The 23,428-nt window shown below is 44.8% G+C and carries 21 protein-coding genes and 2 tRNA genes; 21 read left to right on the plus strand and 2 right to left on the minus strand.

The window, feature by feature from the left end; all coding sequences use genetic code 11:
- Window positions 1–100: 100 nt before the first annotated feature.
- Window positions 101–1,393 (minus strand): uracil permease, encoded by a 1,293-nt coding sequence (uraA, locus tag ACWI_RS03440; RefSeq protein ID WP_458795893.1) that lies wholly within the window; start codon window positions 1,391–1,393, stop codon window positions 101–103.
- Between the two features lie 233 nt (window positions 1,394–1,626).
- On the opposite strand from uraA, the gene aroE reads away from it, so the two are divergent.
- Together aroE and ACWI_RS03450 are read left to right on the plus strand one after the other, a co-directional pair.
- Entirely contained in the window at window positions 1,627–2,493 is an 867-nt protein-coding gene (gene aroE / locus ACWI_RS03445) for a shikimate dehydrogenase (RefSeq protein WP_070370027.1), read from the plus strand.
- Entirely contained in the window at window positions 2,483–3,010 is a 528-nt protein-coding gene (locus ACWI_RS03450; protein ID WP_070370028.1) for a shikimate kinase, read from the plus strand. Before aroE ends, ACWI_RS03450 begins: the two co-directional genes overlap by 11 nt.
- Before the next feature lie 70 nt (window positions 3,011–3,080).
- Here the strand turns inward: ACWI_RS03450 and ACWI_RS03455 are convergent, their stop codons facing one another.
- Window positions 3,081–3,329 (minus strand): hypothetical protein, encoded by a 249-nt coding sequence (locus ACWI_RS03455; protein ID WP_070370029.1) that lies wholly within the window; start codon window positions 3,327–3,329, stop codon window positions 3,081–3,083.
- A 316-nt stretch (window positions 3,330–3,645) separates the two neighbouring features.
- On the opposite strand from ACWI_RS03455, the gene ACWI_RS03460 reads away from it, so the two are divergent.
- The 19 genes from ACWI_RS03460 (at window position 3,646) to ACWI_RS03545 (ending at window position 23,400) form a co-directional block, all read left to right on the plus strand.
- Window positions 3,646–3,732, plus strand: a tRNA-Leu gene (locus tag ACWI_RS03460).
- Window positions 3,733–3,737: 5 nt separating this feature from the next.
- Window positions 3,738–3,814 (plus strand) — tRNA-Lys (locus ACWI_RS03465).
- Between the two features lie 257 nt (window positions 3,815–4,071).
- Window positions 4,072–4,233, plus strand: a complete 162-nt coding sequence (locus tag ACWI_RS18940; RefSeq protein ID WP_175440888.1) for a hypothetical protein — start codon at window positions 4,072–4,074, stop codon at window positions 4,231–4,233.
- Window positions 4,234–4,406: 173 nt separating this feature from the next.
- On the plus strand, window positions 4,407–6,119 hold the full coding sequence (gene hcp, locus ACWI_RS03470) for a hydroxylamine reductase (protein WP_070370030.1): 1,713 nt from the start codon (window positions 4,407–4,409) through the stop codon (window positions 6,117–6,119).
- A gap of 164 nt (window positions 6,120–6,283) precedes the next feature.
- Window positions 6,284–7,453, plus strand: coding sequence for a class I SAM-dependent methyltransferase (locus tag ACWI_RS03475; protein WP_070370031.1), 1,170 nt, complete (start codon window positions 6,284–6,286; stop codon window positions 7,451–7,453).
- Window positions 7,454–7,590: 137 nt separating this feature from the next.
- Window positions 7,591–8,709, plus strand: a complete 1,119-nt coding sequence (locus ACWI_RS03480; protein WP_070370032.1) for a metallophosphoesterase family protein — start codon at window positions 7,591–7,593, stop codon at window positions 8,707–8,709.
- Entirely contained in the window at window positions 8,706–11,015 is a 2,310-nt protein-coding gene (locus ACWI_RS03485) for an ATP-binding protein (RefSeq protein ID WP_070370033.1), read from the plus strand. The genes ACWI_RS03480 and ACWI_RS03485 overlap by 4 nt, the downstream gene beginning before the upstream one ends.
- 218 nt (window positions 11,016–11,233) lie before the next feature.
- A complete protein-coding gene (locus tag ACWI_RS03490) occupies window positions 11,234–11,584 on the plus strand; it encodes a hypothetical protein (RefSeq protein ID WP_070370034.1) in 351 nt (116 codons plus the stop codon).
- The gene (locus ACWI_RS03495) at window positions 11,581–11,997 is read left to right on the plus strand and encodes an ATP-binding protein (RefSeq protein ID WP_070370035.1); all 417 of its coding nucleotides are present in this window, start codon (window positions 11,581–11,583) and stop codon (window positions 11,995–11,997) included. Before ACWI_RS03490 ends, ACWI_RS03495 begins: the two co-directional genes overlap by 4 nt.
- Before the next feature lie 20 nt (window positions 11,998–12,017).
- Window positions 12,018–13,367 (plus strand): [Fe-Fe] hydrogenase large subunit C-terminal domain-containing protein, encoded by a 1,350-nt coding sequence (locus ACWI_RS03500; protein WP_070370036.1) that lies wholly within the window; start codon window positions 12,018–12,020, stop codon window positions 13,365–13,367.
- A gap of 262 nt (window positions 13,368–13,629) precedes the next feature.
- Window positions 13,630–13,962 (plus strand): AraC family transcriptional regulator, encoded by a 333-nt coding sequence (locus ACWI_RS03505; protein ID WP_070370037.1) that lies wholly within the window; start codon window positions 13,630–13,632, stop codon window positions 13,960–13,962.
- Between the two features lies 1 nt (window position 13,963).
- The gene (locus ACWI_RS03510) at window positions 13,964–14,701 is read left to right on the plus strand and encodes a PHP domain-containing protein (RefSeq protein ID WP_070370038.1); all 738 of its coding nucleotides are present in this window, start codon (window positions 13,964–13,966) and stop codon (window positions 14,699–14,701) included.
- Between the two features lie 367 nt (window positions 14,702–15,068).
- Entirely contained in the window at window positions 15,069–15,539 is a 471-nt protein-coding gene (locus ACWI_RS03515) for an NADH-quinone oxidoreductase subunit NuoE family protein (RefSeq protein WP_070370039.1), read from the plus strand.
- A 33-nt stretch (window positions 15,540–15,572) separates the two neighbouring features.
- Window positions 15,573–16,094, plus strand: coding sequence for an ATP-binding protein (locus ACWI_RS03520; protein ID WP_242871568.1), 522 nt, complete (start codon window positions 15,573–15,575; stop codon window positions 16,092–16,094).
- Window positions 16,095–16,098: 4 nt separating this feature from the next.
- Window positions 16,099–16,497, plus strand: coding sequence for a (2Fe-2S) ferredoxin domain-containing protein (locus ACWI_RS03525; protein WP_070370041.1), 399 nt, complete (start codon window positions 16,099–16,101; stop codon window positions 16,495–16,497).
- 19 nt (window positions 16,498–16,516) lie between these two features.
- Window positions 16,517–18,316, plus strand: coding sequence for an NADH-quinone oxidoreductase subunit NuoF (gene nuoF, locus ACWI_RS03530; protein WP_070370042.1), 1,800 nt, complete (start codon window positions 16,517–16,519; stop codon window positions 18,314–18,316).
- Window positions 18,317–18,336: 20 nt separating this feature from the next.
- Window positions 18,337–20,088 carry an NADH-dependent [FeFe] hydrogenase, group A6 gene (locus tag ACWI_RS03535; protein ID WP_070370043.1) on the plus strand — a complete coding sequence of 584 codons (1,752 nt, stop codon included), beginning with the start codon at window positions 18,337–18,339 and terminating at the stop codon, window positions 20,086–20,088.
- A 201-nt stretch (window positions 20,089–20,289) separates the two neighbouring features.
- Entirely contained in the window at window positions 20,290–22,503 is a 2,214-nt protein-coding gene (recD2, locus tag ACWI_RS03540; protein WP_070370044.1) for an SF1B family DNA helicase RecD2, read from the plus strand.
- Between the two features lie 147 nt (window positions 22,504–22,650).
- Window positions 22,651–23,400, plus strand: a complete 750-nt coding sequence (locus ACWI_RS03545; RefSeq protein WP_070370045.1) for a ComF family protein — start codon at window positions 22,651–22,653, stop codon at window positions 23,398–23,400.
- Window positions 23,401–23,428: the final 28 nt, after the last annotated feature.

Raw genomic sequence — 23,428 nt, forward strand, 5'->3', positions numbered from 1 at the left:
GACAGTTTGTAGGGGCGATCCGTGATCGCCCGCAACTAAATTTATGCCGAGACATCCGTGATGACCAGGGGCTCAGACCCTTGCCCCAAGCGGCAGTGAATCAGGGCTGGTCGTAAAGATGCTCTTCTTCCCGGTCATTGGTCAGATTCAGTTTGTCCAGCACAAAGAAGATCAAACTTAAAATCATCCCAACCACGGCGGCCAGAACCATCCCTTTGAGCTGGATACTGCCAAAGGTAACCGCAATGCCGGATAAGCCCACCACAAACACGACTGAAGTCAGGGCCAGATTACGGGATTTGCCATAGTCAACCTGGGCATCAACCAGAATTCGGATCCCGGCGGCGCCGATCATTCCATATAAAAGGAACGAAATCCCACCGATAACCGGACCGGGAATGGTGGAAATCAGCATCGACAGTTTACCAACAAACGAGCAGACAATCGAAATAATTGCCGCACCAGCGATGACCTGGACCGAGTAGACTTTGGTGACCGCCATTACGCCAATGTTCTCGCCGTAGGTAGTGGTTGGTACCGAACCAATTAAACCCGACAACATGGTCGAAAAATTATCGGCAAACAGGGAGCGGTGCAAACCGGGATCTTTTAGCAGATCTCGTCCCACTACCTTGCTGGTGACAATCTGGTGACCAATGTGTTCAGAGGCAATAACCAGCAGTACTGGCAAAATGATAATAATTGCTTCTAAATTAAATTGTGGGAACTGGAAGTTTGGCAGCGAAAACCAGGGGGCCTCTGCGACGGCCTCATAGGTAGCCGGGCCAACCACACCGGTGATCAGAGCCGTGATGTAGCCAGCCACAATCGCAATCAGGATGGGGATAACTGCCAGAAATTTACGGAACATCACCGATCCAAAAACGGCGAAGGCCAGGGTCACCAGAAAAACAATGACATTTTCAGGAACAATGGCGGTTACCACTTGTTCATAAAGACCGGAAGCTTCGTCCAAAACGTAGCTGGTGCTACTGACGACTCCAGCCGTGCTGGCAGCGGTCCCAGCCAGCTCCAGACCAATCAGCGCTACTACCGGGCCCATGGCCGCTGGAGGCAGCACCACATTGATCCATTCAATGCCGAACTTATAAATAATCCCAGCCAGGATACAGCCGCATAAACCGACTACCACAAAACCGCCGAGGGCATAAGAATACCCCCAGGTGGCAATAACAATACCGGCTGGCGCCAGAAAGGCAAAACTGGAACCCAGGTAAGCCGGGGCCTTACCCTTGGTGATCACCATAAACAACAGGGTACCCACACCATTCATAAAGAGTACGATGGCCGGGTTGATTCCAAAGAGGAAGGGAACCAGAACCGATGCGCCAAACATGGCAAACATATGTTGCAGGCTCAGTGGCACCAACATATTCAATGGCACCTTTTCCTCCACTTGTATAATTCTTCGATTGTCCAAAACGTTTCCTCCGTTCTTTTCATTTTCCTTTGAGATTATAACACAGGAATGAAGCAGAGCAAAGACTTTATACAATTAAATGAATAATAATAAAAAAATCCAGTTACCGGCCAGTTGGGAATATTTACCCGCTTGCCAACCTGTGATACAATGCAGCTAAAGCTAAAAAATGAAGGAGTCCTAGAATGCGAATTTCAGTTGATACCAAAATATATGCCGTCATCGGCGATCCCATTGTGCAAAGTTTATCGCCCCAATTGCATAATGGACTGTTTAAAGCAACCGGGGTGGACGCTTTATACCTGCCGATTGCTGTTAAGTCTGAAGATTTAGGAAAGCTGGTGGATGGTTTTCGGCTAATGAATGTGGGCGGATTTAACATCACCAAGCCCCATAAAATGGAAATCATGAAATATATCGACCAACTAGATCCTTTGGCAGAGAAAATCGGGGCGGTGAATACGGTGGTTTGCCGTGATAAAAAAATGATCGGCTACAATACGGATGGGAATGGCTTTATTAAATCAATTGAAACAAAAATTGGTAAAATTCCCAGATCGGAATTGACCATTCTGATTCTCGGTTGTGGGGGTGCGGTTAAGTCGGTGGCGATGGCTTTGGCAGACTGGGGCATCCAAAAGGTCATCATTGCCAATCGTACAGTGGCTAAAGCAAAAGAGCTGGCCAGTCAAATTAATGAGAGTTGGCCGGGAAAAGCCCAGGCCATTGACATGAATGCAGAGTCCTTAAAAGCAGCCGTTAATGAAGCTGCGGTAGTGGTCAACGGAACCAGTTTAGGAATGGCCGATACCGCCTGGCAAACGCCGCTTGACAAAACGCTCCTGAAAAAAGAATTGCTGGTATATGATATGATCTACAGCCCGGCGGTGACCCAGTTCATGAAAGATGCCCGGGAAATCGGGGCACAAACTGAAAATGGGCTGGAAATGCTGTTGTACCAGGGACTATTAGCCTTTGAATTATGGACCGGAGTGTTTCCGGAACCGGTTTTGGGCAAAAAATTACTGGAGGAAGGGATAAATGAAAACTGAAAAAAAGTGTGTGGCATTGATTGGCTTTATGGCAACAGGTAAAACCACCATCGGTTCCTTGTTGGCCCGGGAACTGGAATATGATTTTGTCGATACCGATGCCTTAGTGGAAGCGGAGCTGGGGATGAAGATAACCGATATTTTTGCCCAGCTGGGGGAAGATGCCTTCCGGGACGCCGAACATGAGGCGTTAAAAAAGGCCTTAACGATGGAGAATATTGTTTTGTCCACCGGCGGGGGAATCATTCTGTTTAAAAGAAATCGAAAATTGTTGGCTGAAAAGGCCTTTGTAGTCAGTTTGTCAGCTCAGCCGGAAACCATCTATTGCCGAATTAAGGGCGATGATACCCGCCCTTTGCTAAAGAGTGAAGATCCGCTGGTGCGAATCCGTCAACTGCTGGCCGAACGTCAGGAGTATTACGATGTTTGTGATTTTAAAATATCAACCGAAACCTGGACTGCCGAGGGATGCTGTCAGAAAATAAAAGAAGCCTTTAACGATCATCGGGCAAAATAGTTTACTGAACGAATCAGGAAGAAAACGAGACAAAAAAATACACCGATCAACTGATCGGTGTTATGCTTCGTTACTTCATGGCTTTCAGATCGCAAATATAGCAATCCGTCAGTCGTTGAACCGCATCGGGGTTTTTGACAGGCCAGGTGGTTTCCAGTGCCTCGCAATGCCCCGTGGAGGTTTCTTCATCAAAGACAAAATCAATACAGCCATTGCATTTTTTATCCTTTGTTTTTTTAATCAACTCAAGAACAGACTCGTTTACAAATTCTCGAAATTCCTTATAAGCGATTGTTTTATGATTTTCAAACATGCTCATCACTTCACCTGACTTTCTGGAAATAAGATTATCGGATGGGCAATTAAATTCTTTGTTAATAACCAATCCTTTACTAAACTTATAGTAACCCATAAATGAAAAAAAACAAGATAATATTTTGTCGTATTTTCATTTTAAGAAAATAATTTAAAACGAAAAAAAATGATTGAAATTCTTTTTAAGCTGTGTTATCATTTATGACAGTGTCCTGTGGGGCGCTAATAAGATGCGCTGAATCTTTGATTTGGTGTGAATCGCTTAGTTATCTCTATTGCATTAGGGGTACAATCCTTACAACCAAATAAACTATTTTTTCGCCGAAGTGATGGAATTGGCAGACGTGACGGACTCAAAATCCGTTGTGAGTGATCACGTGCGGGTTCGAGTCCCGCCTTCGGCACCACTTTTGCTCCCTTAGCTCAGTTGGCTAGAGCACCTGACTCTTAATCAGGGTGTCCAGAGTTCGAGTCTCTGAGGGAGCACCAATAATAGCGCATAACAGAGCCGTTTGAGGGCTCTGTTTTTTTTACGTCTAATTTGTAATACTTGTAATTTACGGTGCGTTATGGCTATTAAGTGGCGGTTGGAATGGCGACCCAAATATGGGGATTGAAAAAAAGCGGAGTTGTTTTAATTGATGGTTTAAGTACATATCGGCAATAATTAAAGCGTAACGGGCGCTTGAGTATTACTCAGCAAACTGTTATAATTACACGCAATTAAGATTTATGAGGAGAGTCAAATGGAATCAACAGAAAAAAATGCGTGTTCTTATTTAAACTGCGGTTTTAATGTCAATGGACGTTGTCCGGACATGGATGTCTTAAAGAATCCATATAAAGAGACCGGCTGCATTTTCTATAAAAATAAGAATATCCAGACAGATGATAAAAAAAGCGAATAAAAACACCGAAAGGTGTTTTTTTATATTTTTTGAAAAACATTCGCAGCCGTTGCAAATGCAACGGCATAATCACGTACCCCCGGATATAATAGCAACATACCAATGAGGTAGCGACATCAAAATTGTTAAAACTAAATATTATGATGAAATAGAATTTTCAGGAGGATAATCGTATGAGTATGTTTTGTTATCAGTGTCAGGAAGCGGCCAAAGGAAAAGGCTGTAGCGTTAAAGGGGTTTGTGGTAAAAGTGAAGAAGTTGCTAAACTCCAGGATCTATTGATTTATACAGTTAAGGGGATTTCCGAAATTGTCGTAAAAGGCGAATTGGAAGCCAAAGAGTTGGGCGAAGTCAATCATGAGGTATTAAGAAGTCTCTTTATGACCATCACCAATGCGAATTTTGATGGAGATGCCTTTGTTAAAGAAATAAAGAAAATGACCGTGCTGAGAAATCAGCTGCGGGATATGGTGGATGCCGCCAATAAAAAGAATAACCCCGGTTTCTTCCAGAAATTGCTGGGCTTAAAGAAAGAACAAACGGGCAAAAAAATAAATGTATCAGCACTTCATGACGCCGCCCGTTTTGAAACCGCCACAAAAGCGGAGATGCTTAAAAAAGCTGCAAATGTCGGAATCCTGGCTACCAAAAATGAAGATGTCCGTTCGCTGCGGGAACTGATTACCTACGGCGTCAAAGGGCTGGCCGCCTATGCCGAGCATGCCCTTAACCTTGGCAAAGAGGACTTAAGTCTATATGGTTTTATCTACGAGGCCATGGCGGCAACCCTGGATGATGCGCTGTCTGCTGATGATCTGGTAGCGTTGACTTTAAAAACCGGTCAGTTTGGCGTCACTGCCATGGCGCTGTTGGATGGTGCCAACACCGGGAAATACGGCAATCCGGAAATCACGGAAGTCAATATTGGGGTTAAAAAGAATCCCGCCATCTTAATTTCCGGCCATGACCTGACCGATCTGGAACAGCTTCTAGAGCAAACCAAAGGCACTGGTGTGGATGTATATACCCATAGTGAAATGTTGCCCGCCCATTATTACCCGGCCTTTAAAAAATATGATAACTTTGTCGGTAACTATGGCAATGCCTGGTGGAAACAGCTGGAAGAATTTGAATCGTTCAACGGCCCGATTCTGTTTACCACCAATTGTATTGTGCCCCCCAAAAGTGACGAAGTCCGGGGTCGGATTTTCACCACTGGGGCTTCGGGACATCCCGGCTGTACCCATATTGAAGCGGATGGAAGTGGTAAAAAAGACTTTTCAAAAGTCATCGAAATGGCTAAACGCTTAAAAGCTCCCACCGAAATTGAAACCGGAAAAATTGTTGGCGGCTTTGCCCACGAGCAGGTTTTTGCCCTGGCGGATAAGGTTGTCGATGCGGTAAAATCCGGTGCGATTAAAAAGTTCTTTGTTATGGCAGGTTGTGATGGTCGTATGAAATCCCGGGACTACTATACCGAATTTGCCCAAAAACTGCCACAGGATACAGTCATCCTAACAGCCGGTTGCGCAAAATACCGTTACAATAAGCTGGATCTCGGTGATATCGGTGGGATTCCCCGACTGTTGGATGCGGGACAGTGTAACGATTCGTATTCCCTGGCACTCATTGCCTTAAAGTTAAAAGAAGTGTTTGAACTTAATGACATCAACGAACTGCCGATTGCCTATAATATTGCCTGGTATGAACAAAAGGCGGTCATTGTTTTACTGGCCCTGCTCCACCTGGGTGTCAAAAACATCCATCTGGGACCAACCTTGCCAGCCTTCTTATCGGCAAATGTGGCAAATGTCCTGATCGATACCTTTGGGATCGGCGGAATTGACTCAGTTGATGCTGACATGGCGATGTTCTTAGGCGCATAAACCAACAAATAATTATGAGTCGATACAGTGGCTTATCAACAACCTTGCCGGAGTTATCCAGATGGATAGCTCCGGTATTTTTTTGGCAAAAAAGTCAAAGCCCCTGTAATTTTAAGCAAAACCATGATAGGATAGAGCAACAAAGAAAAAACATGAGGTAAAAAATGATGCAGTTAATAACAGCTCTTGAAGCTGGTTTTAATCCCCAGATATATAAAATCATCCTGAGTAAACCACGAATAAAAAGCAATGACTATCAGAAAATCGTCATCAGTCAAATCGGAGAATCCTATCATCTGGAAAAATTCACGGCCACCCAGGTCTTTAATGAAAATCTGGCGGCAGATCAACTGATTGAATTTCTTGGCCAGGCACTGCACACAGACTATCAGCAGTATAACGCCTGGGATGATCAATTTGAGTATATCATCCAGGTCAGCAAAAAAGGCAAGCCATCAATAACCCGTAAAGCAGTTACGAAAGCGCCAGCCAAAGTTATCAGCCACAACCGCAAAAAAAACTACATTCTGCAGGAAGGTACCCTTATTCAGCCGCTGGTGGATATGGGGGTCTTTACGAAAGAGGGCAAGGTCGTCAAGACAATGACTGATAAATTCCGCCAGATCAACCGCTTTGTGGAGATTGTCGATGATGAAGTAAAAAAACTGCCCCCTGGCACCGAGCTCAATGTGATTGACTTTGGTTGCGGTAAATCCTATCTGACCTTTATTCTCTATTATTACCTGACGGAGATAAAGAACATCAAGGTGCAAATGATTGGTCTGGATTTAAAAAGCGATGTGATTGACCACTGCAATGCCAGTGCCCGGAAATATGGCTACAACCAGCTATCATTTGAACGGGGGGATATCCATGACTATCAGGCAAGCTTCCCTGTGGATATGATCATTACCCTGCATGCCTGCGATACCGCCACCGATTTTGCCCTCTACAATGCCATCAAATGGGAGGCCCGGCTGATTTTTTCAGTGCCCTGCTGTCAGCACGAACTCAATGGTCAAATGGAAACCGGGGAACTGAGTCTGTTGACAAAATATGGCATCATAAAAGAACGAACCGCCGCACTGTTAACCGATGCCATTCGGGGGAACCTGCTTGAAGCCTGCGGCTACAAAGTTCAACTGATGGAATTCGTCGATCTGGCTCACACCCCCAAAAACATCCTGATCCGGGCTCAAAAAGCCAAAGTCAGTGAAAAAAGAAAAGCGCAGGCGCTAAGGGAGGTGGAAAACGCCATGCAGGCATTTTCCTTAACCCCTACCCTGTTTAAACTCCTTGAAACAGAGAAACGCATTAATTTTAATAAAATTTAAATGTAAGATCGGTCAAAAGATGATATAATAAAAAATCAGTTAGAAAATAATAACAAAACTCTCTTTGGTCATTGCGAAATTAATGTACAACATTTTCGCAAACACCTGGAAATTTGATAGATGAGGAGGCAAAGCGGATGCTGACAACCTTTGTTCATACCGGTGATTTTCATTTAGGTCGCCCCTTTACCTTTTTACAACAGGGAAATTATTACGGAAAAAACAAAAGAAAAGAACTCTGGAAAGCTTTTGACGAGATGATTGCATACGTTAAAGAAGAAGCAGTGCCCCTTTTGCTGATTGCCGGAGATTTATTTGATAGTGTCAATGTTCTGACCATGGATATAAAAAGAGCAGCCGAAGGATTGGCCAGTCTTGAGAAAACCTGGGTGGTGATTATCACCGGTAACCACGATTACCACGGTGACAGCTCACCCTACAAAAAAGTCGAGTGGCCCAGAAATGTCTACATTTTTAAAGAAGATGTTTTCCGTTCGGTTTATATCAAAGAATTAAATACCGAAATTTATGGGATGTCTTGGGTGAAAAACGAGTACCGGGCCTTTCCTGAACGCTCCTTTAACAGCATTAAACTCAACGATACCCACTATAACATCCTGATGGCTCATGGCGAAGTGACCAATCAAAGCCTTTATCTACCCATTGATTTAAGAATGATCGAGAAAAAAGGTTTTGATTATATTGCCCTGGGACATATTCACAAACCCGGCTTGACCCCTGGTGGCGTCGCTTATTGCGGGTCACCGGTACCCCTGAATTTTGGGGAAACCGGGGAACGGGGCTTTATTATTTCGCAGGTAAAAACGGATTATGAAAACCAGAGTTTTATTACCAGTAGCGGCTTTAATCCCATTGAATCGCGAAAATACGAAACCATTGACATTCAGATTGTTCCGGAAGATTCCTATCAGGATATTATCAACAAAGCAGTCAGTTGTGACAGTGAGAGTAACCGCCAGCAAAACTATTATCGGATTCGATTTACCGGTTACATCAATCCCGAAATTCAAATGGATTGGATCAACGATGATCTGGAAGACGCTTTTTATTACGTCGAAACAGACATGGTTAAACTGGAACCGGATATTGATCTGGAACTGCTGATCAAAGAAAATCTGAACAACCCGATCGGACAGCTTCTTACTGAATTGGGTAAAATAGCCGAACCGGAAGTCCGTAAAAAAGCGATTATTTATAGCATCGAAGCGATGATTAGCGAGGGGGTTTTGAAATGAGAATAAAAACCCTGACCATCAAAGCTTTTGGAAAATTCAAAGATCAGACCATTGACTTCAAACCGGGACTGAATCTGGTTTACGGTCGCAATGAGGCTGGCAAAACAACGGTTCAAACCTTTATCCAGGGGATGTTTTTCGGGTTTTATAAACCCTACCGAAAAAAGAAAACCTATAGCGAAGAATATGAAAAGTATATGCCCTGGAATCAATTCGATTACAGTGGTTCCCTGGTTTATGAGGTGGATGGCCGGGAAATTCGGCTGGAACGGAATTTTCTGCGATCCAAAGATTCCTTATTCATTTATGATAATACCACCGGGAAAATAATCAACGACCAGTTCAAGTACGATGGGGTAATAAGACAGCACCTGCCGCTGGGAAATCAGGGGATGACTGCCGTTATTTATAATAATACCGTCAATATGCGTCAAACGGCCCACGATAACGAAGCAGGCAGCCAGGATGAAGTCCGGGATTCCTACATCGAGATGCAAAATTCCAGCGGCATTGAGATCAATTTCAAAGGGATTGCCAGACGATTGGAAGAAAAGAAAAACGCAATTGGCCGTTCGGGTCAAAGCAAGTCAAGAATTGGGGCTGCCATTCGGGAGCGGGATGAGCTCCGGGAACTGTTAAAAGAGGCGGAAGCCGCCTACGCCAAGGTTGCCGAGAATCAGGAAAAAATCACCCGGAATCAGATGAAAATGAAGCGGATCGAAGCCGAAAACGACTTTCTCAGTCAGGAATCGGTGGTGAAACGAAAAAAGGAATTGTTGGCCTCCTATGAACGAATTAACAAGCTGGAAAAGGAAAACAACCGTTTATCAAAAATAATCAAAGAAGACCAGATTTATGAAGGCTATAACTATAAGACGCTGGAGGGCTTAAAAGCCATTTCCAACCAGGCTGAGCGCCTCAGCGATCAGATGGATTACATTGAAAAAGAAATGGCGGATGCCTCGGAACATCTAAAAACGATCCGGCAAAAAGAAGCGGCAAAACGCAGCTCGCTGGCCGGGCATACCTTAGAAGGCATCGCCGAAGACTATGAACTGTTTAAAAAAGAAGAAACAGAAGTAGCCGAGGTGGATAAAAAAACCAATGTGATCATCAACATCATTGCCACCCTGGTGACGCTTTTAGGAATGGGACTGGTGGGATTGGCCAATATGGGGATGATGGGAACCAGTCAGGGAATCGAAAATCTGTCCTTAACCGTTGGGGTAACCATGGCAATAGTCGGTGTTGTCGGCCTAAGCTACGGCATTTCGGCAACCCTTAAAAAGCGACGGATTTTAAAAGAAAAACAAATAATCCCCATTCAGGAAGAAATACTGGCCAAATACCAGTTAAAAGATGGACCCAGTTTTGACAGTTACTATAAAAAGGTAATTAGAAATCAGAAAGAACTGGAGCAGCTGCAAAATGAAGGCGAATTGATTATTATTCAGCACTCCCGTCATCAGGCCGGTTATGAAGTGCTCTTTGAACAGCGACGGGGAATCATTCGGGATCTGGATCGGAAGCTGGCTGAATATCAGGTTAAAAACATTGCTGAATATGCTGAGCGCTGTGAAAAAGCGCAGCAATTGGAAGAACTCAAAATCCGTTTTAACGGGAACCTGGAACTACTGGAGAATCTGCTGGAAACCGTCAATGGCGGAAAAACAGAGGACGGACAGGCGGTTTGGCATAAAGCCTCCCCAAAATCGGAAGAACTCTTAAGTCTGGGCAAGGAAATTGCCAGACTGGAAGGTGAAAACAGTGCCCTTACCGATGGGATTGGTCTGCCGGTGGAAATAAAAGAGACCATTAAAACGCTGGATAGCCAGATTCAGGCCTTCGATACGGAAATCAGCGCCTGTAATGCAGCGCTTGAGATTATTTCGACAATCCAGAAAGATTGTCATCAGGACTCGGCTCCGGAGTTGAATAAGAATATTGGCGATATTCTCGATACCCTCACCCAGCATTATAAAGGGGTGAAAATTGATGATGCCATGAAGCTCAAAGTGATTGATCCCAAAGGTGGTGACTTCAGGGATGTTGACCAATTAAGTGCCGGAACCATGGATCAGGTTCATTTTGCCTTTCGCTATGGAATTAGCGAGCTGATCAGTCATGAAATGCCTTTTATTCTGGATGAACCGTTTGTGCGGTATGATAAACAGCGAAAAACCGAGGCGCTCAAGCTACTTGCAGAACTCAGCAGTAGCCGTCAGGTGATCCTCTTTACCTGTGACGACGTCGAAGAAAACCTGCTCCGATCCTTAGGCGCAAGCTACCATAAAATTGTGTTATAAGTGCGGGATGACCGCTACACTTTTGGGAAGATCGTCTCTTGAAACAGGGGCGATCAGCGGTTCTTCCTGTTTTACGAAGTCGCACGGGTGATAAATAAGTAGAAGTTGCCGAGCAAGCATCATTTCCCGATAAATATTTAAAAAAACAGGAAAGACCTTGCTAAATGAATAAGAAATCCTTTACAATACTAGTAATAACTAAAAAAGGAGAACATTCGATGAAATTAAGTCAGGTAAGAGACCTCCTCGATGCTGTTGTTTTATCTGGAGAGAGTCATCTGGAGGAAGAAGTTCACTCTGGTTTTGGCTGTGATCTGATGAGTGATGTGCTGTGTTTTGCCAGAGAGGATGCCATTCTGCTCACTGGTCTGGTCAACAAACAGGTGCTGAATACGGCTGATATGGCAAATATGAACAGCATTATTTTTGTGCGGGACAAAATGCCCAGTCAGGAAATGATTGACATGGCCAGAGAACGGAATCTCCTGGTTATGTCCACAAAATATATTCTTTTTGAATCTTGTGGCATTCTCTACACAAACGGTCTCAAGGGAGCCCATCTTAGATGAGCTACGAACTCGTCTTTGATGTGAAACGGGGAGATTTTGACACCGCCGGCGAAGCCTCCCGAAAAATTAAACGAACCCTCCAGCAGTTAGGGGTATCCAACAAGGTGATCCGCAAGGTCTCCATTGCTGGCTATGAGGGAGAAATGAATCTGGCGATCCATTCATCGGGCGGAAGAATTGTTTTGCAGGTAGGTGAAGAGGAACTGGTTCTGACGATCGAGGATGTCGGACCGGGGATTGCCAATATTGACCTGGCGATGACGGCGGGTTGGTCAACTGCTGGCGATGAAGTCCGGCAAATGGGTTTTGGCGCCGGAATGGGTTTGCCCAATATGAAAAATAATGCCGACAGTTTTGAAATCTCCTCCAAGATTGGAGAGGGGACAAAAATTGTCATGAAATTTTTTGTCTAATCAGGAAGAAGGGGGGACATATGGAAAAATTACTGCATTCAGTATACCTTGATGAGGAAAAATGTCTGGGTTGCACGACCTGTCTGAGAAGCTGTCCCACTGGAGCCATCCGGGTTCGGGGGGGGAAGGCGACCATCAATGAGTCCAAATGCATTGACTGTGGTGAGTGTATTCGGATTTGTCCGCATCATGCCAAGCTGGCCAAAACCGATCCGCTTTCAAAAAAAGATAATTATCAATATACCGTGGCGATGGTGGCGCCCGCCATCATTGGTCAGTTTAAACCGAAATATTCAATTAGCCAGATTCTTTCGGCCGTAAAAGCCCTGGGCTTTGATGAGGTGGTGGAAGTGGCTTATGGTGCTGAAATTGTCGGCCAGGCCCTGAAGTATGAGTATCATGCCAAACGATATCCCAGACCGCTGATTTCTTCAGCCTGTCCGGCGGTTGTCAAGCTGATTCAGGTGCGCTTTCCTGAACTCACTGACAATATCTGCCGCTTGAAGTCTCCCATGGCGATAACCGCCAGACTGATCAGAAAGCGAATCAGGGAAGAAGGCATCCATAAAAATAGCGACGTCGGCGTTTTTTTTATTACCCCCTGCGCTGCCAAAGCCACCATGGTCAATAACCCGGCGGCCAGTGAGTACGATAAATATGACCTAATCGATGGTGCCATTGCCATTAAGGACATTTATAGTGATATCGCCCGGCTTATCGGCAAGTGCCCGCATCAGGAAGGCCTGCATAATACCACCCCAGAATCCTGTACCTGGGCTTTGTCTGGTGGTGAAAGTGACTACCTTAAAAATAAAAATGTTCTCCATGTCGATGGAATTCAAAATGTTATTAATGTTCTGGAAGAAATTGAATGCGGTAAACTCGATACCATCGAGTTTTTTGAAGGACTAGCCTGTATCGGCGGCTGCGTTGGCGGTTGTTTGACGGTGGAAAATAATTATGTGGCTAAAATGTACATTCAGGATCGGGCCAAAACCATGAAACAAACCTCCATTATCCACATGTCCGATGAATACGTGCGAAGTGTTTATAATTCCGGGATGATGCACATCAAAGAGCGAATTCTGCCGAGAAGTCCGGAACCTCTGGATCAGGATATCAATCGCGCCATCGAAAAAATGAAGCAAATCGAAATACTCGAAAGTAAACTCCCCGGTCTGGACTGTGGTTCCTGTGGCGCTCCGGGCTGTCGGGCTCTGGCAGAAGATATTGTCGCTGGAAAAGCCAAAGAAATCGATTGTGTATTTGTCTTAAAAGATCGGGTCCGGGATCTCTCAGTTTTAACCAATGAACTGTTGCAGGTCGAACATCCCACCGAAAAACCATTGATCAAAAAAGAAGAAATGTAGCTATAAAGGCATTGCAAAATGAAAATACGAACAAAGATTGCTTTGGGTGCAGTTTCCACATACAATTTTGTAACGTGTAGGCGAACAGTGTAAAAATTTGCGAAGGCAACGAGCCAATCACAAGCTTGCTTGTAGTTGGCGACTGCCCGCGACAAAGAAGAAATTCGCCTAGCGATTTCTTCTGGTGTATTGTGCAAACTGGACTCAAAGCTCACGGCAGTATTGCAGTTACCCAATTTAGTCATATTAAAGGAGAAAAGGAATGAAGGTTAGTGCGTTATTAGAAAACAAAGAATTCAAGTGTCTTAATCCTCAGGTAGGGATTGAGGGGGTCATTAAAAGTGGCTATGTCGGTGACCTGCTCAGTTGGGTTATGGCCAATGCCGGTCATGGCTGTGCCTGGGTAACCATCCAGACGCATGTCAATATTATTGCCGTGGCATCGCTGCTGGAGATGAGTTGCGTGATTATTCCCGAAGGGGCTGAAGTTGAAGAAAGTACCCTGGAACGGGCCATCATCGAGGATATCCCGATTATTATTACCGGTCTTAATGCTTTTGAAGTCTGTAAAATTTTAGGAAACGCTGGCATATAAAATGGAAAAGGTAGCCATTGATCTGCACATCCACTCGGCATTATCCCCCTGTGGTGAAGCGGAGATGACCCCCAACAACATTGTCAATATGGCCCTGATTAAAGAACTGGATTTTATTGCCGTCACGGATCACAACACCGCCAAAAATTTACCAGCGGTTATGGCTGTGGCTAAAGAATTGGCCAAAGAAACCGGAACAGGCCTTTGCATTCTGCCGGGTATTGAAGTGACAACCAAAGAAGAAGCCCATGTTCTGGCCTATCTGCCAACCCTGGAGGCGGCCATGAAACTGGATGCCATTGTTTATGACCATCTTCCGGATGTGAAAAATGAAAAAGCGCTGTTCGGCCCCCAAACGATCATGGATGCTGAGGATAATATTATTGGCGAAGTCGATAAATTGTTGATTTCAGCAACTGATATTGGGGTCAATCAGCTCTGGGATCTTGTTACGGACCTGGGCGGGGTGCTGGTACCAGCCCACATCGACCGAAAATCCTATAGTTTAATTTCATCGCTGGGATTTATTCCCCTGGAATTGGCAGTAAAGACCTGCGAAGTGTCAAAAAAAGAAACCTTTGAAAATGTCCGGAAAAACTTCCGTTTTTTTAAAGACTATCAGTTCATTCACGGTTCTGATGCCCATCAATTGGAAGACATGGCCGAGCGGGAATATTTTCTGGAACTACCGGATATGCAAAGGCAGACGCTGATTAACTATCTGGGATCGATTGTTTAAGTCGTACCGACACGTGTTCGATCATGTTGTGACTGAGCGGTCAGACTCTGCGTATCGGAGCGAACAACAGATGAATAAGTGGTTTATACGGTAGTTAGCTGTGAACTTTACAGGTGTTTTTCGAAGCGCCTGTTTTTTTGTGCAAAATTATTACACTTATTTTGAAAAAAAAAATAAATGGGTAGAATTTTTACTTCAAAAAACAAAAAAGTTAAAGGTTTTCATAAAAATCCGGGCCAAAAAGAGTGAAAAATTTATCTGTTATAACACATAACGAAATATTTCGTTCTGTGTTATAATGACTTCGTTAGAAAATATGCAATCACAAGCGTAAAGGTTTGCATGATTTAATTAGGAGGTTTGAAAATTGGCTGAATTAATACCAGTTGAAAATTTGGACGTAGTAAAGGCAATAGTCGCCGAGCACAGAGAAGTACCAGGTTGTTTAATGCAGATTCTGCAGGAAACCCAGGAAAAATACGGCTACTTACCACTTGAACTACAGGGAACCATCGCAGATGAGTTAGGAATTCCTCTGACTGAAGTCTACGGTGTGGCAACATTTTATTCACAATTTACACTTAAACCAAAAGGAAAATTCAAAATTGGTATCTGCTTAGGAACCGCTTGCTATGTAAGAGGCGCACAACCAATTATTGACAAGGTTAACAGCATTTTAGGAACACAGGTTGGTGATACAACTGAAGATGGAAAATGGTCAGTTGACGCAACCCGATGTGTTGGTGCCTGTGGTTTGGCTCCAGTAATGATGATTAACGAAGAAGTATTTGGACGTTTAACCGTAGATGAAATTCCAGCGATCCTAGAAAAGTTTTAATTAGCTGTTATGAAAGAGTTGTCCCTTCACATTTTGGATATTACCCAAAATTCCATCAGAGCCCAGGCAAAGCTTGTGAAACTGCTGATTATTGAGTCCACGGCAAATAATGAACTCACCATTATCATCACGGATGATGGGTGTGGCATACCGGCTGATCGGCTTGAGAATATCACAGATCCGTTTGTAACGACCCGAACAACCAGAAAGGTTGGTCTGGGTTTATCTCTATTTAAAGCAGCTGCGGAAGCATGTGGCGGATACTTTGAGATAAGCTCTAGCCTCGGTGTTGGCACAAAGGTGGTTGGAAGCTTCATGCGGGATCATATTGATCGTGTTCCTCTGGGGAATATGGCCGATACGGTGCTTACCATGGTAATGTCTTTTGGAGAGACAGATCTTTATTATCAACACAACTTTAATAACCAACTATTTGTTTTTAATACACGAGAAATTAAAGACACTCTGGAAGTAGAATCGTTAAACGAACCAGCAATACTGAACTGGATTCGGGAATTCGTTTCAGAAGGTCTTGAAGAAATTATGGAGGAATAAATTTATGGCAAAGTCCTTAGCAGAACTAAAAGCGATTCGTGAAAAAAAATTAAACGAAATCAATTTAAGACACGGCAAGAATGGATATCGCGTCGTAGTAGGAATGGCAACCTGTGGTATCGCAGCAGGCGCTCGACCCGTTATGGTTAAACTGATGGAAGAAGTCGATGCAAAAGGTTTGGTTGATGTTACTGTTGCTCAAACAGGTTGTATCGGATCATGTCGATTAGAACCAATTGTTGAAGTTTACGATGCAAACAATGAAAAAGTAACCTATGTGCACATGACACCGGAAAAGGTTGCTAAAGTTGTAGCAGAACACTTGGCTCAAGGCAAAGTTGTCGATGAATACACCATGACTGTGGTTGATGGTAAAGTCATTGATCCAACGGTTAAGGGTTAATTGAGGAGGAGAAGAGCAGATGGCATATAAACGTTCGCAGGTACTGATTTGTGGTGGTACAGGATGTACATCCTCAGGATCCATGACATTAGTAAAAGAATTAAAGAAAGAATTAGTTAAACACGATATTCTGGATGAAGTAGAAGTTGTTGCAACCGGATGTTTCGGTTTGTGTGAACTGGGACCAGTCGTTATTGTATACCCAGAAGGAACATTCTACAGCCGAGTTGAAGCTGCCGATATTCCTGAACTGGTTGAAGAACATCTGGTTAAAGGTCGTCCATTGGATCGTTTGATCTACACCGAAAAAGGTGATGGTCATCACCCACTGTCAATCAATGAATTAGGATTCTTCAAAACCCAGAAACGTATTGCTTTGGCAAACTGTGGTGTTATCAATCCTGAAAACATTGACGAATATATCGCATTTGATGGTTACCTGGCGCTGGAAAAAGTGCTGTTAACCATGACACCAGTCGATGTAATCAACGAAGTTAAAGCGTCCGGTCTTCGTGGTCGTGGGGGCGGAGGATTCCCAACTGGTCTTAAATGGCAGTTTGCTCACGATGCTGTATCCGAAGATGGCGTAAAATTTGTAGCATGTAACGCCGATGAAGGAGACCCTGGTGCATTCATGGATCGATCTGTACTTGAAGGTGATCCGCATGCACTTATCGAAGCCATGGCGATTGCCGGTTTTGCTGTAGGTGCTTCTAAAGGTTATGTTTATGTTCGAGCTGAATATCCAATCGCTGTTAACCGTCTGCAGATCGCTATTGATCAGGCCAAAGAATATGGTTTACTGGGAGAAAATATCTTTGATACCGATTTCTCCTTCGACCTGGAAATTCGTTTAGGTGCCGGCGCATTTGTCTGTGGTGAAGAAACAGCACTTATGAACTCAATCGAAGGTAAACGTGGTGAACCGCGTCCACGTCCGCCATTCCCAGCTAACAAAGGTTTGTTTGGCAAACCAACCGTATTAAATAACGTAGAAACTTATGCAAATATTCCAGCGATTATCTTAAAAGGCGCAGAATGGTTTGCATCAGTAGGAACCGAAAAATCTAAAGGAACAAAAGTATTCGCACTTGGTGGAAAAATCAACAACACCGGTCTGCTTGAAATTCCAATGGGTACAACCCTCCGAGAAATCGTCTTTGATATCGGTGGTGGGATTCCCAATGGTAAAGCGTTCAAAGCTGCCCAAACTGGTGGACCATCAGGCGGATGTATTCCAGCTTCTTTATTAGATACAGAAATCGATTATGATAACCTGATTGCCATCGGCTCCATGATGGGTTCTGGTGGACTCATCGTAATGGACGAAGACAACTGTATGGTTGACGTTGCCCGTTTCTTCCTTGACTTTACTCAGGACGAATCCTGTGGTAAGTGTCCTCCTTGCCGTATTGGTACCAAAAGAATGCTTGAAATTCTGGAACGAATCTGCGATGGTAAAGGGATTGAAGGCGATATCGAACGGTTGGAAGAACTGGCTGTCGGTATCAAAGCATCAGCACTTTGTGGATTGGGACAAACTGCACCAAACCCTGTTCTGTCTACCATCCGTTATTTCCGTGATGAATACGAAGCACATATCAATGATAAAAAATGTCCCGCTGGCGTATGTAAACATCTGTTAGACTTCACAATCAATCCTGATACCTGTAAAGGTTGCGGAATCTGTGCGAAGAAATGTCCAGCCGATGCGATCACCGGTGAAAAGAAAAAACCATATACCATCGATACAGCAAAATGTATTAAATGTGGTGCCTGTATTGAAGCCTGTCCATTTGGCTCCATTTCCAAGGGTTGATTTAGGAGGTCACAAAAACAATGAAAGATGTAACATTTAAAATAAACGGTCAGGAAATGACTGTTCCCGAAGGAACAACCATTTTAGAAGCAGCCAGAATGAGCAATATCGATATCCCAACACTTTGTTACCTGAAAGATGTTAACGAAATTGGGGCTTGTCGTATGTGTCTGGTTGAAATCGCTGGAGCACGAGCACTGCAAGCAGCATGTGTTTATCCAGTTGCCAACGGCATCGAAGTACTTACCAACTCCCCAGCCGTTCGAAAAGCACGACGCGTAAACCTTGAGTTAATTCTGTCAAACCACAACCGTGAATGTACCACCTGTGTTCGTAGCGAAAACTGTGAATTACAGACACTGGCAACCGACCTGGGTGTTTCTGAAATTCCTTTCGAAGGCGAAAAATCAGGTAAACTGATCGACGATTTATCAACATCTGTTGTCCGTGACGAAAGCAAATGTATTCTTTGTAAGCGATGTGTATCCGTTTGTACCAACGTCCAAAGCGTTGCCGTACTGGGCACCGTTGGTCGAGGCTTTACCTCACAGGTACAACCAGTATTTGACAAATCGTTAGCTGAAGTTGGTTGCATCAACTGTGGACAATGTATCATCAACTGTCCAGTTGGCGCATTAAAAGAAAAATCAAATATCCAACAAGTTTGGGATGCCATTGCTGATCCGACCAAAACTGTTATCGTTCAAACCGCTCCAGCTGTTCGTGCTGGTTTAGGTGAAGACTTTGGCTACCCAATGGGAACATCAGTAACCGGTAAAATGGCAGCTGCCTTACGAAGACTGGGCTTTGACAAAGTATTCGATACCGATTTCGGTGCTGATGTATGTATCATGGAAGAAGGAACAGAACTGATTGGACGTGTGACCAACGGTGGTGTTCTACCAATGATCACATCCTGTTCACCAGGTTGGATTAAATTTATCGAAACCTATTATCCAGAAGCGATTCCACATCTGTCAAGCTGTAAATCACCACAAAATATCACCGGTGCTTTACTCAAAAACCACTATGCGCAAGCTAATGGAATTGATCCTAAAGATATGGTTGTTGTTTCAATCATGCCTTGTACTGCTAAAAAATACGAAGTACAACGAGAAGAATTATGTACTGACGGTAATGCCGATGTTGATATCTCCATCACCACTCGGGAACTTGCACGTATGATCAAAGAAGCCCGTATTCTGTTTGACAAATTACCAGATGAAGACTTTGATGATTACTATGGTGAATCCACAGGAGCTGCTGTTATCTTCGGCGCTACCGGTGGTGTTATGGAAGCGGCTGTCAGAACAGTTGCCGACGTACTGAACAAAAAAGACATTCAGGAAATTGAATATCATGTGGTTCGTGGTACCGATGGTATCAAACAAGCCAGTGTTGATGTAACCCCAGACCTGAAAGTCAACCTGTTAGTAGCTCATGGTGGATCAAACATCCGTGAGGTCATGGAAATGCTTAAAGCTGGTAAATTGGCTGATACCCACTTCATCGAGCTGATGGCTTGCCCAGGCGGCTGTGTCAACGGTGGTGGACAACCCATCGTATCTGCTAAAGATAAAATGGACGTCGACATTCGTGTTGAACGAGCAAAAGCTCTGTATGACGAAGATGCCAATGTATTAACCTACCGAAAATCTCACCAGAATCCTTCTGTCATCCGACTGTACGAAGAATACCTGGAAGAGCCAAACAGCCACAAAGCGCACCATATTTTACATACAAAATACTCAGCTAAACCAAAATTGGTTTAATTGCAGTTCGATAAACGAAAAACTCCTTAAACGAAAAAAAGGCCCAATAATGGGTCTTTTTTTGTGTTATAATAAACCGATAGAGTATCGAACAAAAGTAAGCACAGGGGGACGGTTTTTCTTGTGTCAACAATTCGATTAAGAACAATCGGACACAAAAGAACCGTCCCCCTGTGCGGAAAAACAAAACAGGAGCAAAGCATGGAAAGCATTAAGGGTACGGTGGAGCACATCGTCTTTAGAAACGCAAGCAACGGTTATACCGTCGCCCACTTTGATATCGATGGCGATCTGGTCACCGTTGTCGGGAATTTTGACGAACTGAATCATGGCGAGTACTTAAAACTTACCGGTTACTGGACTGAACATAAAAATTACGGTGATCAGTTTACCATGGAAACCTATGCCATGGAAATTCCCACCTCCACCGAAGGCATTATCCGCTATCTATCCTCGGGTATTCTGCCTGGCATAGGCGAAAAAACCGCCAAAGCGATTGTCGCCCGATTTGGAGAAGAAACCCTGGATATCCTGGATAATGACCCCCAGCGATTGTCCGAAATTAAAGGCATTGGCAAGAAAACCCTGGCCGCCATCAAAGAAGTCTACCACGAACAACGGGAAGTCCGACAGATCATGATTCAGATTCAGGACTACGGCATCTCGGCCAACTGGGCGATGAAACTCTATAAAACTTACAAATTTGACACCATCGCGGTGCTACTAAATAACCCCTACCAGATGATTGATGATATCCGGGGGATTGGCTTTAAAATTGCCGACCAGATTGCCAACCATCTCGGTTTTGAAGCCAACAGTCCCGGTCGGATTCTGGCGGGAATCAACTATTCACTGGGGGAATGCTATAACCGGGGCAATACCTATATGACTGAAACCGAACTGATCCAAACCAGTTCTAGAATCCTTGGCGTCGATGAAGACGAGATTAACGCTCAATTAGGTGAACTGGTACTGATGGGTCGCATCATTCAGGAGGAGATCGCCGACCAGCGGGTCTACTATCCCCGGAATCTATTTGAAGCTGAGGACAACGCGGCTCTCGCCATGGCCAGAATCAGCCAGATGACCTATAAAATAGCGGATGTCAACATTACGGCCAAAATCAGAAACTATGAGCAGGATATGTCAATCACGCTGGATGATAAGCAGCGGGAAGCCATTGCCGCCGCTATGGATAATGGCGTTATCGTTATTACTGGCGGACCAGGAACCGGAAAAACCACCATTATCAACGGGATTGTCCGGATTTTTAAGGATCTGGGCCTTAAAACCGTACTGGCCGCTCCCACCGGTCGAGCTGCCAAGCGGATTACTGAAACAACAGGCAATGAAGCCAAAACCATCCATCGGTTATTGGAATATGAATATAGCCAGGATGATGATTTTCCCAGCTTCAGCAAGGATGAAACCAACCCGCTCGATGTAGATGCGATCATCGTTGACGAGTCCTCGATGATTGATATTCTCCTGATGGACAGCTTGCTGATGGCGATCCAGCCGGGTACCCGGCTGATTATGGTAGGCGATGCCGACCAGTTGCCGTCGGTGGGTCCGGGAAATGTTTTAAAGGACATCATCGAAAGTGGAGCGGTGAAGGTATTAAGTCTTGATCGGATCTATCGTCAGTCGGAAGAAAGCATGATCTCGGTCAATGCTTACGAGATTAATCATGGCCGAATTCCGGATATCAACAATGAGTCGGATTTTTTGTTTCTTAACAAAAACGACAGTGATAAGCTGCTCCGGGATATTCTTGAACTGGTCACCAACCGCTTGCCAATGGCCAAAGGCTTTGATAGCATCAGCGATATTCAGGTGATCTCACCGATGAAAAACGGCAAGGTCGGTGTTATCAATCTTAACCGGGAGCTCCAGGCGGTGCTCAATCCGCCCCGGGAGAACCGGGTGCAGCGGGAATTCGGAATGGTGATTTACCGGGAAGGGGATAAGGTCATGCAGATCAAAAACAACTACCGGATCAAGTGGGAAGACACCCTGTCGCTGGAACAGGGCGAAGGGATTTATAATGGTGATATTGGAATTCTGGAAAGCATCAGTAACCGGGAAAAATCCTTTGCCATTCTGTTTAATGACGGCAAGCGGGTCACCTATGACTTTGACCAGATGGACGAAATCACCCACGCCTACGCCATGACCGTCCATAAAAGTCAGGGCAGTGAGTTTCCGGTGGTGGTCATGCCGATCGTCGGTGGGCCGCCCCTCTTTTTAAATCGCAAACTGCTGTATACCGCCGTCACCCGAGCCAAAAAGCTGTTGATTTTGATGGGCAACCAGTACGTTTTCCGGCAAATGATCAAATCCGGCGAATCCCAGGATCGCCAGACCGCCCTCCGGGATCGCATCGTCACCTATATCAAACACCCGCTGGTGTAAATAAGACAGGGCGTGACTTGAGGACGATACGGATGTCAGCCCGATAGGGATGAAAGACGTCGCGTCCCCATGTCATCCCGGGCCGGGTAGTCTGATATAATCAGAATCAAAGGTAAAATGTCCCCATGAATGCGAAAAGAGGTAACCATGAACCTGAAACAAACCCTCCTGACCTTTCTTGAGAACAACCTTTTTCTCAAAAATGGCACCTGCCCCATCTGCGGCCGGGTACTTTTTATTACCGACCGGTTTTTGTGCCACCACTGTGAGGATGATCTTCCGGTCATCAGCAATCCGACATGCAGTCAGTGTGGCCGGCCAATTTTTCGTCACCAGCGAAAGGAGTGTAGCCCTTGCGCCAAACTCAATCTGCCTTTTTCCGGTGGTTATGCCCATCTAAGTTATGAGGACTCCGCTAAAAGACTGGTGCAGGCCATTAAATTTAAAGATCGGCCCCATTTGGGTATCTGGATGGGCACCCACATGGGGGCCGCCATTGCCCAATCCCATTGGGTTAATCGTGTGGATCTGATTATTCCAGTGCCGCTGCATCCGAACCGCCAAGCCGAGCGGGGCTATAACCAGAGTGAAAAGATTGCCCGGGGTATTTATGACGGTTTAGCTAAAAAAAATTCAAATGCTCCGGAATTGGCCCCGGAAGTCCTGATTCGCAGCCGGGACACCCCCCATCAGCTGGGTCAGGGGCGGGAAGAACGGCTCCACAATCTGACCGGGGCCTTCAATGTCAAACAGATTAACACCATCCAGAATAAAACCATCCTGCTGGTGGATGATGTCCTCACCACCGGGGCGACCCTGGCCGAAACCAGTGCCACCCTTCTGGAAGCTGGTGCCGCCCAGGTTTATATCGCAACCCTTTGCGCCGTTGCCGAGTAGCCCAGATAAAAGATTCTTAAAAAGACCC

The organism is Acetobacterium wieringae, assembly GCF_001766835.1.
Taxonomy (GTDB): Bacteria; Bacillota; Clostridia; order Eubacteriales; family Eubacteriaceae; genus Acetobacterium; species Acetobacterium wieringae.

What these genes read in the sequence shown, in the direction of transcription:
- uraA (WP_458795893.1), bottom strand. Translation starts at nt 1,393, where the DNA reads ATGTTGGTGCCACTGAGCCTGCAACATATGTTTGCCATGTTTGGCGCA.
- aroE (WP_070370027.1), top strand. Translation starts at nt 1,627, where the DNA reads ATGCGAATTTCAGTTGATACCAAAATATATGCCGTCATCGGCGATCCC.
- ACWI_RS03450 (WP_070370028.1), top strand. Translation starts at nt 2,483, where the DNA reads ATGAAAACTGAAAAAAAGTGTGTGGCATTGATTGGCTTTATGGCAACA.
- ACWI_RS03455 (WP_070370029.1), bottom strand. Translation starts at nt 3,329, where the DNA reads ATGAGCATGTTTGAAAATCATAAAACAATCGCTTATAAGGAATTTCGA.
- ACWI_RS18940 (WP_175440888.1), top strand. Translation starts at nt 4,072, where the DNA reads ATGGAATCAACAGAAAAAAATGCGTGTTCTTATTTAAACTGCGGTTTT.
- hcp (WP_070370030.1), top strand. Translation starts at nt 4,407, where the DNA reads ATGAGTATGTTTTGTTATCAGTGTCAGGAAGCGGCCAAAGGAAAAGGC.
- ACWI_RS03475 (WP_070370031.1), top strand. Translation starts at nt 6,284, where the DNA reads ATGATGCAGTTAATAACAGCTCTTGAAGCTGGTTTTAATCCCCAGATA.
- ACWI_RS03480 (WP_070370032.1), top strand. Translation starts at nt 7,591, where the DNA reads ATGCTGACAACCTTTGTTCATACCGGTGATTTTCATTTAGGTCGCCCC.
- ACWI_RS03485 (WP_070370033.1), top strand. Translation starts at nt 8,706, where the DNA reads ATGAGAATAAAAACCCTGACCATCAAAGCTTTTGGAAAATTCAAAGAT.
- ACWI_RS03490 (WP_070370034.1), top strand. Translation starts at nt 11,234, where the DNA reads ATGAAATTAAGTCAGGTAAGAGACCTCCTCGATGCTGTTGTTTTATCT.
- ACWI_RS03495 (WP_070370035.1), top strand. Translation starts at nt 11,581, where the DNA reads ATGAGCTACGAACTCGTCTTTGATGTGAAACGGGGAGATTTTGACACC.
- ACWI_RS03500 (WP_070370036.1), top strand. Translation starts at nt 12,018, where the DNA reads ATGGAAAAATTACTGCATTCAGTATACCTTGATGAGGAAAAATGTCTG.
- ACWI_RS03505 (WP_070370037.1), top strand. Translation starts at nt 13,630, where the DNA reads ATGAAGGTTAGTGCGTTATTAGAAAACAAAGAATTCAAGTGTCTTAAT.
- ACWI_RS03510 (WP_070370038.1), top strand. Translation starts at nt 13,964, where the DNA reads ATGGAAAAGGTAGCCATTGATCTGCACATCCACTCGGCATTATCCCCC.
- ACWI_RS03525 (WP_070370041.1), top strand. Translation starts at nt 16,099, where the DNA reads ATGGCAAAGTCCTTAGCAGAACTAAAAGCGATTCGTGAAAAAAAATTA.
- nuoF (WP_070370042.1), top strand. Translation starts at nt 16,517, where the DNA reads ATGGCATATAAACGTTCGCAGGTACTGATTTGTGGTGGTACAGGATGT.
- ACWI_RS03535 (WP_070370043.1), top strand. Translation starts at nt 18,337, where the DNA reads ATGAAAGATGTAACATTTAAAATAAACGGTCAGGAAATGACTGTTCCC.
- recD2 (WP_070370044.1), top strand. Translation starts at nt 20,290, where the DNA reads ATGGAAAGCATTAAGGGTACGGTGGAGCACATCGTCTTTAGAAACGCA.
- ACWI_RS03545 (WP_070370045.1), top strand. Translation starts at nt 22,651, where the DNA reads ATGAACCTGAAACAAACCCTCCTGACCTTTCTTGAGAACAACCTTTTT.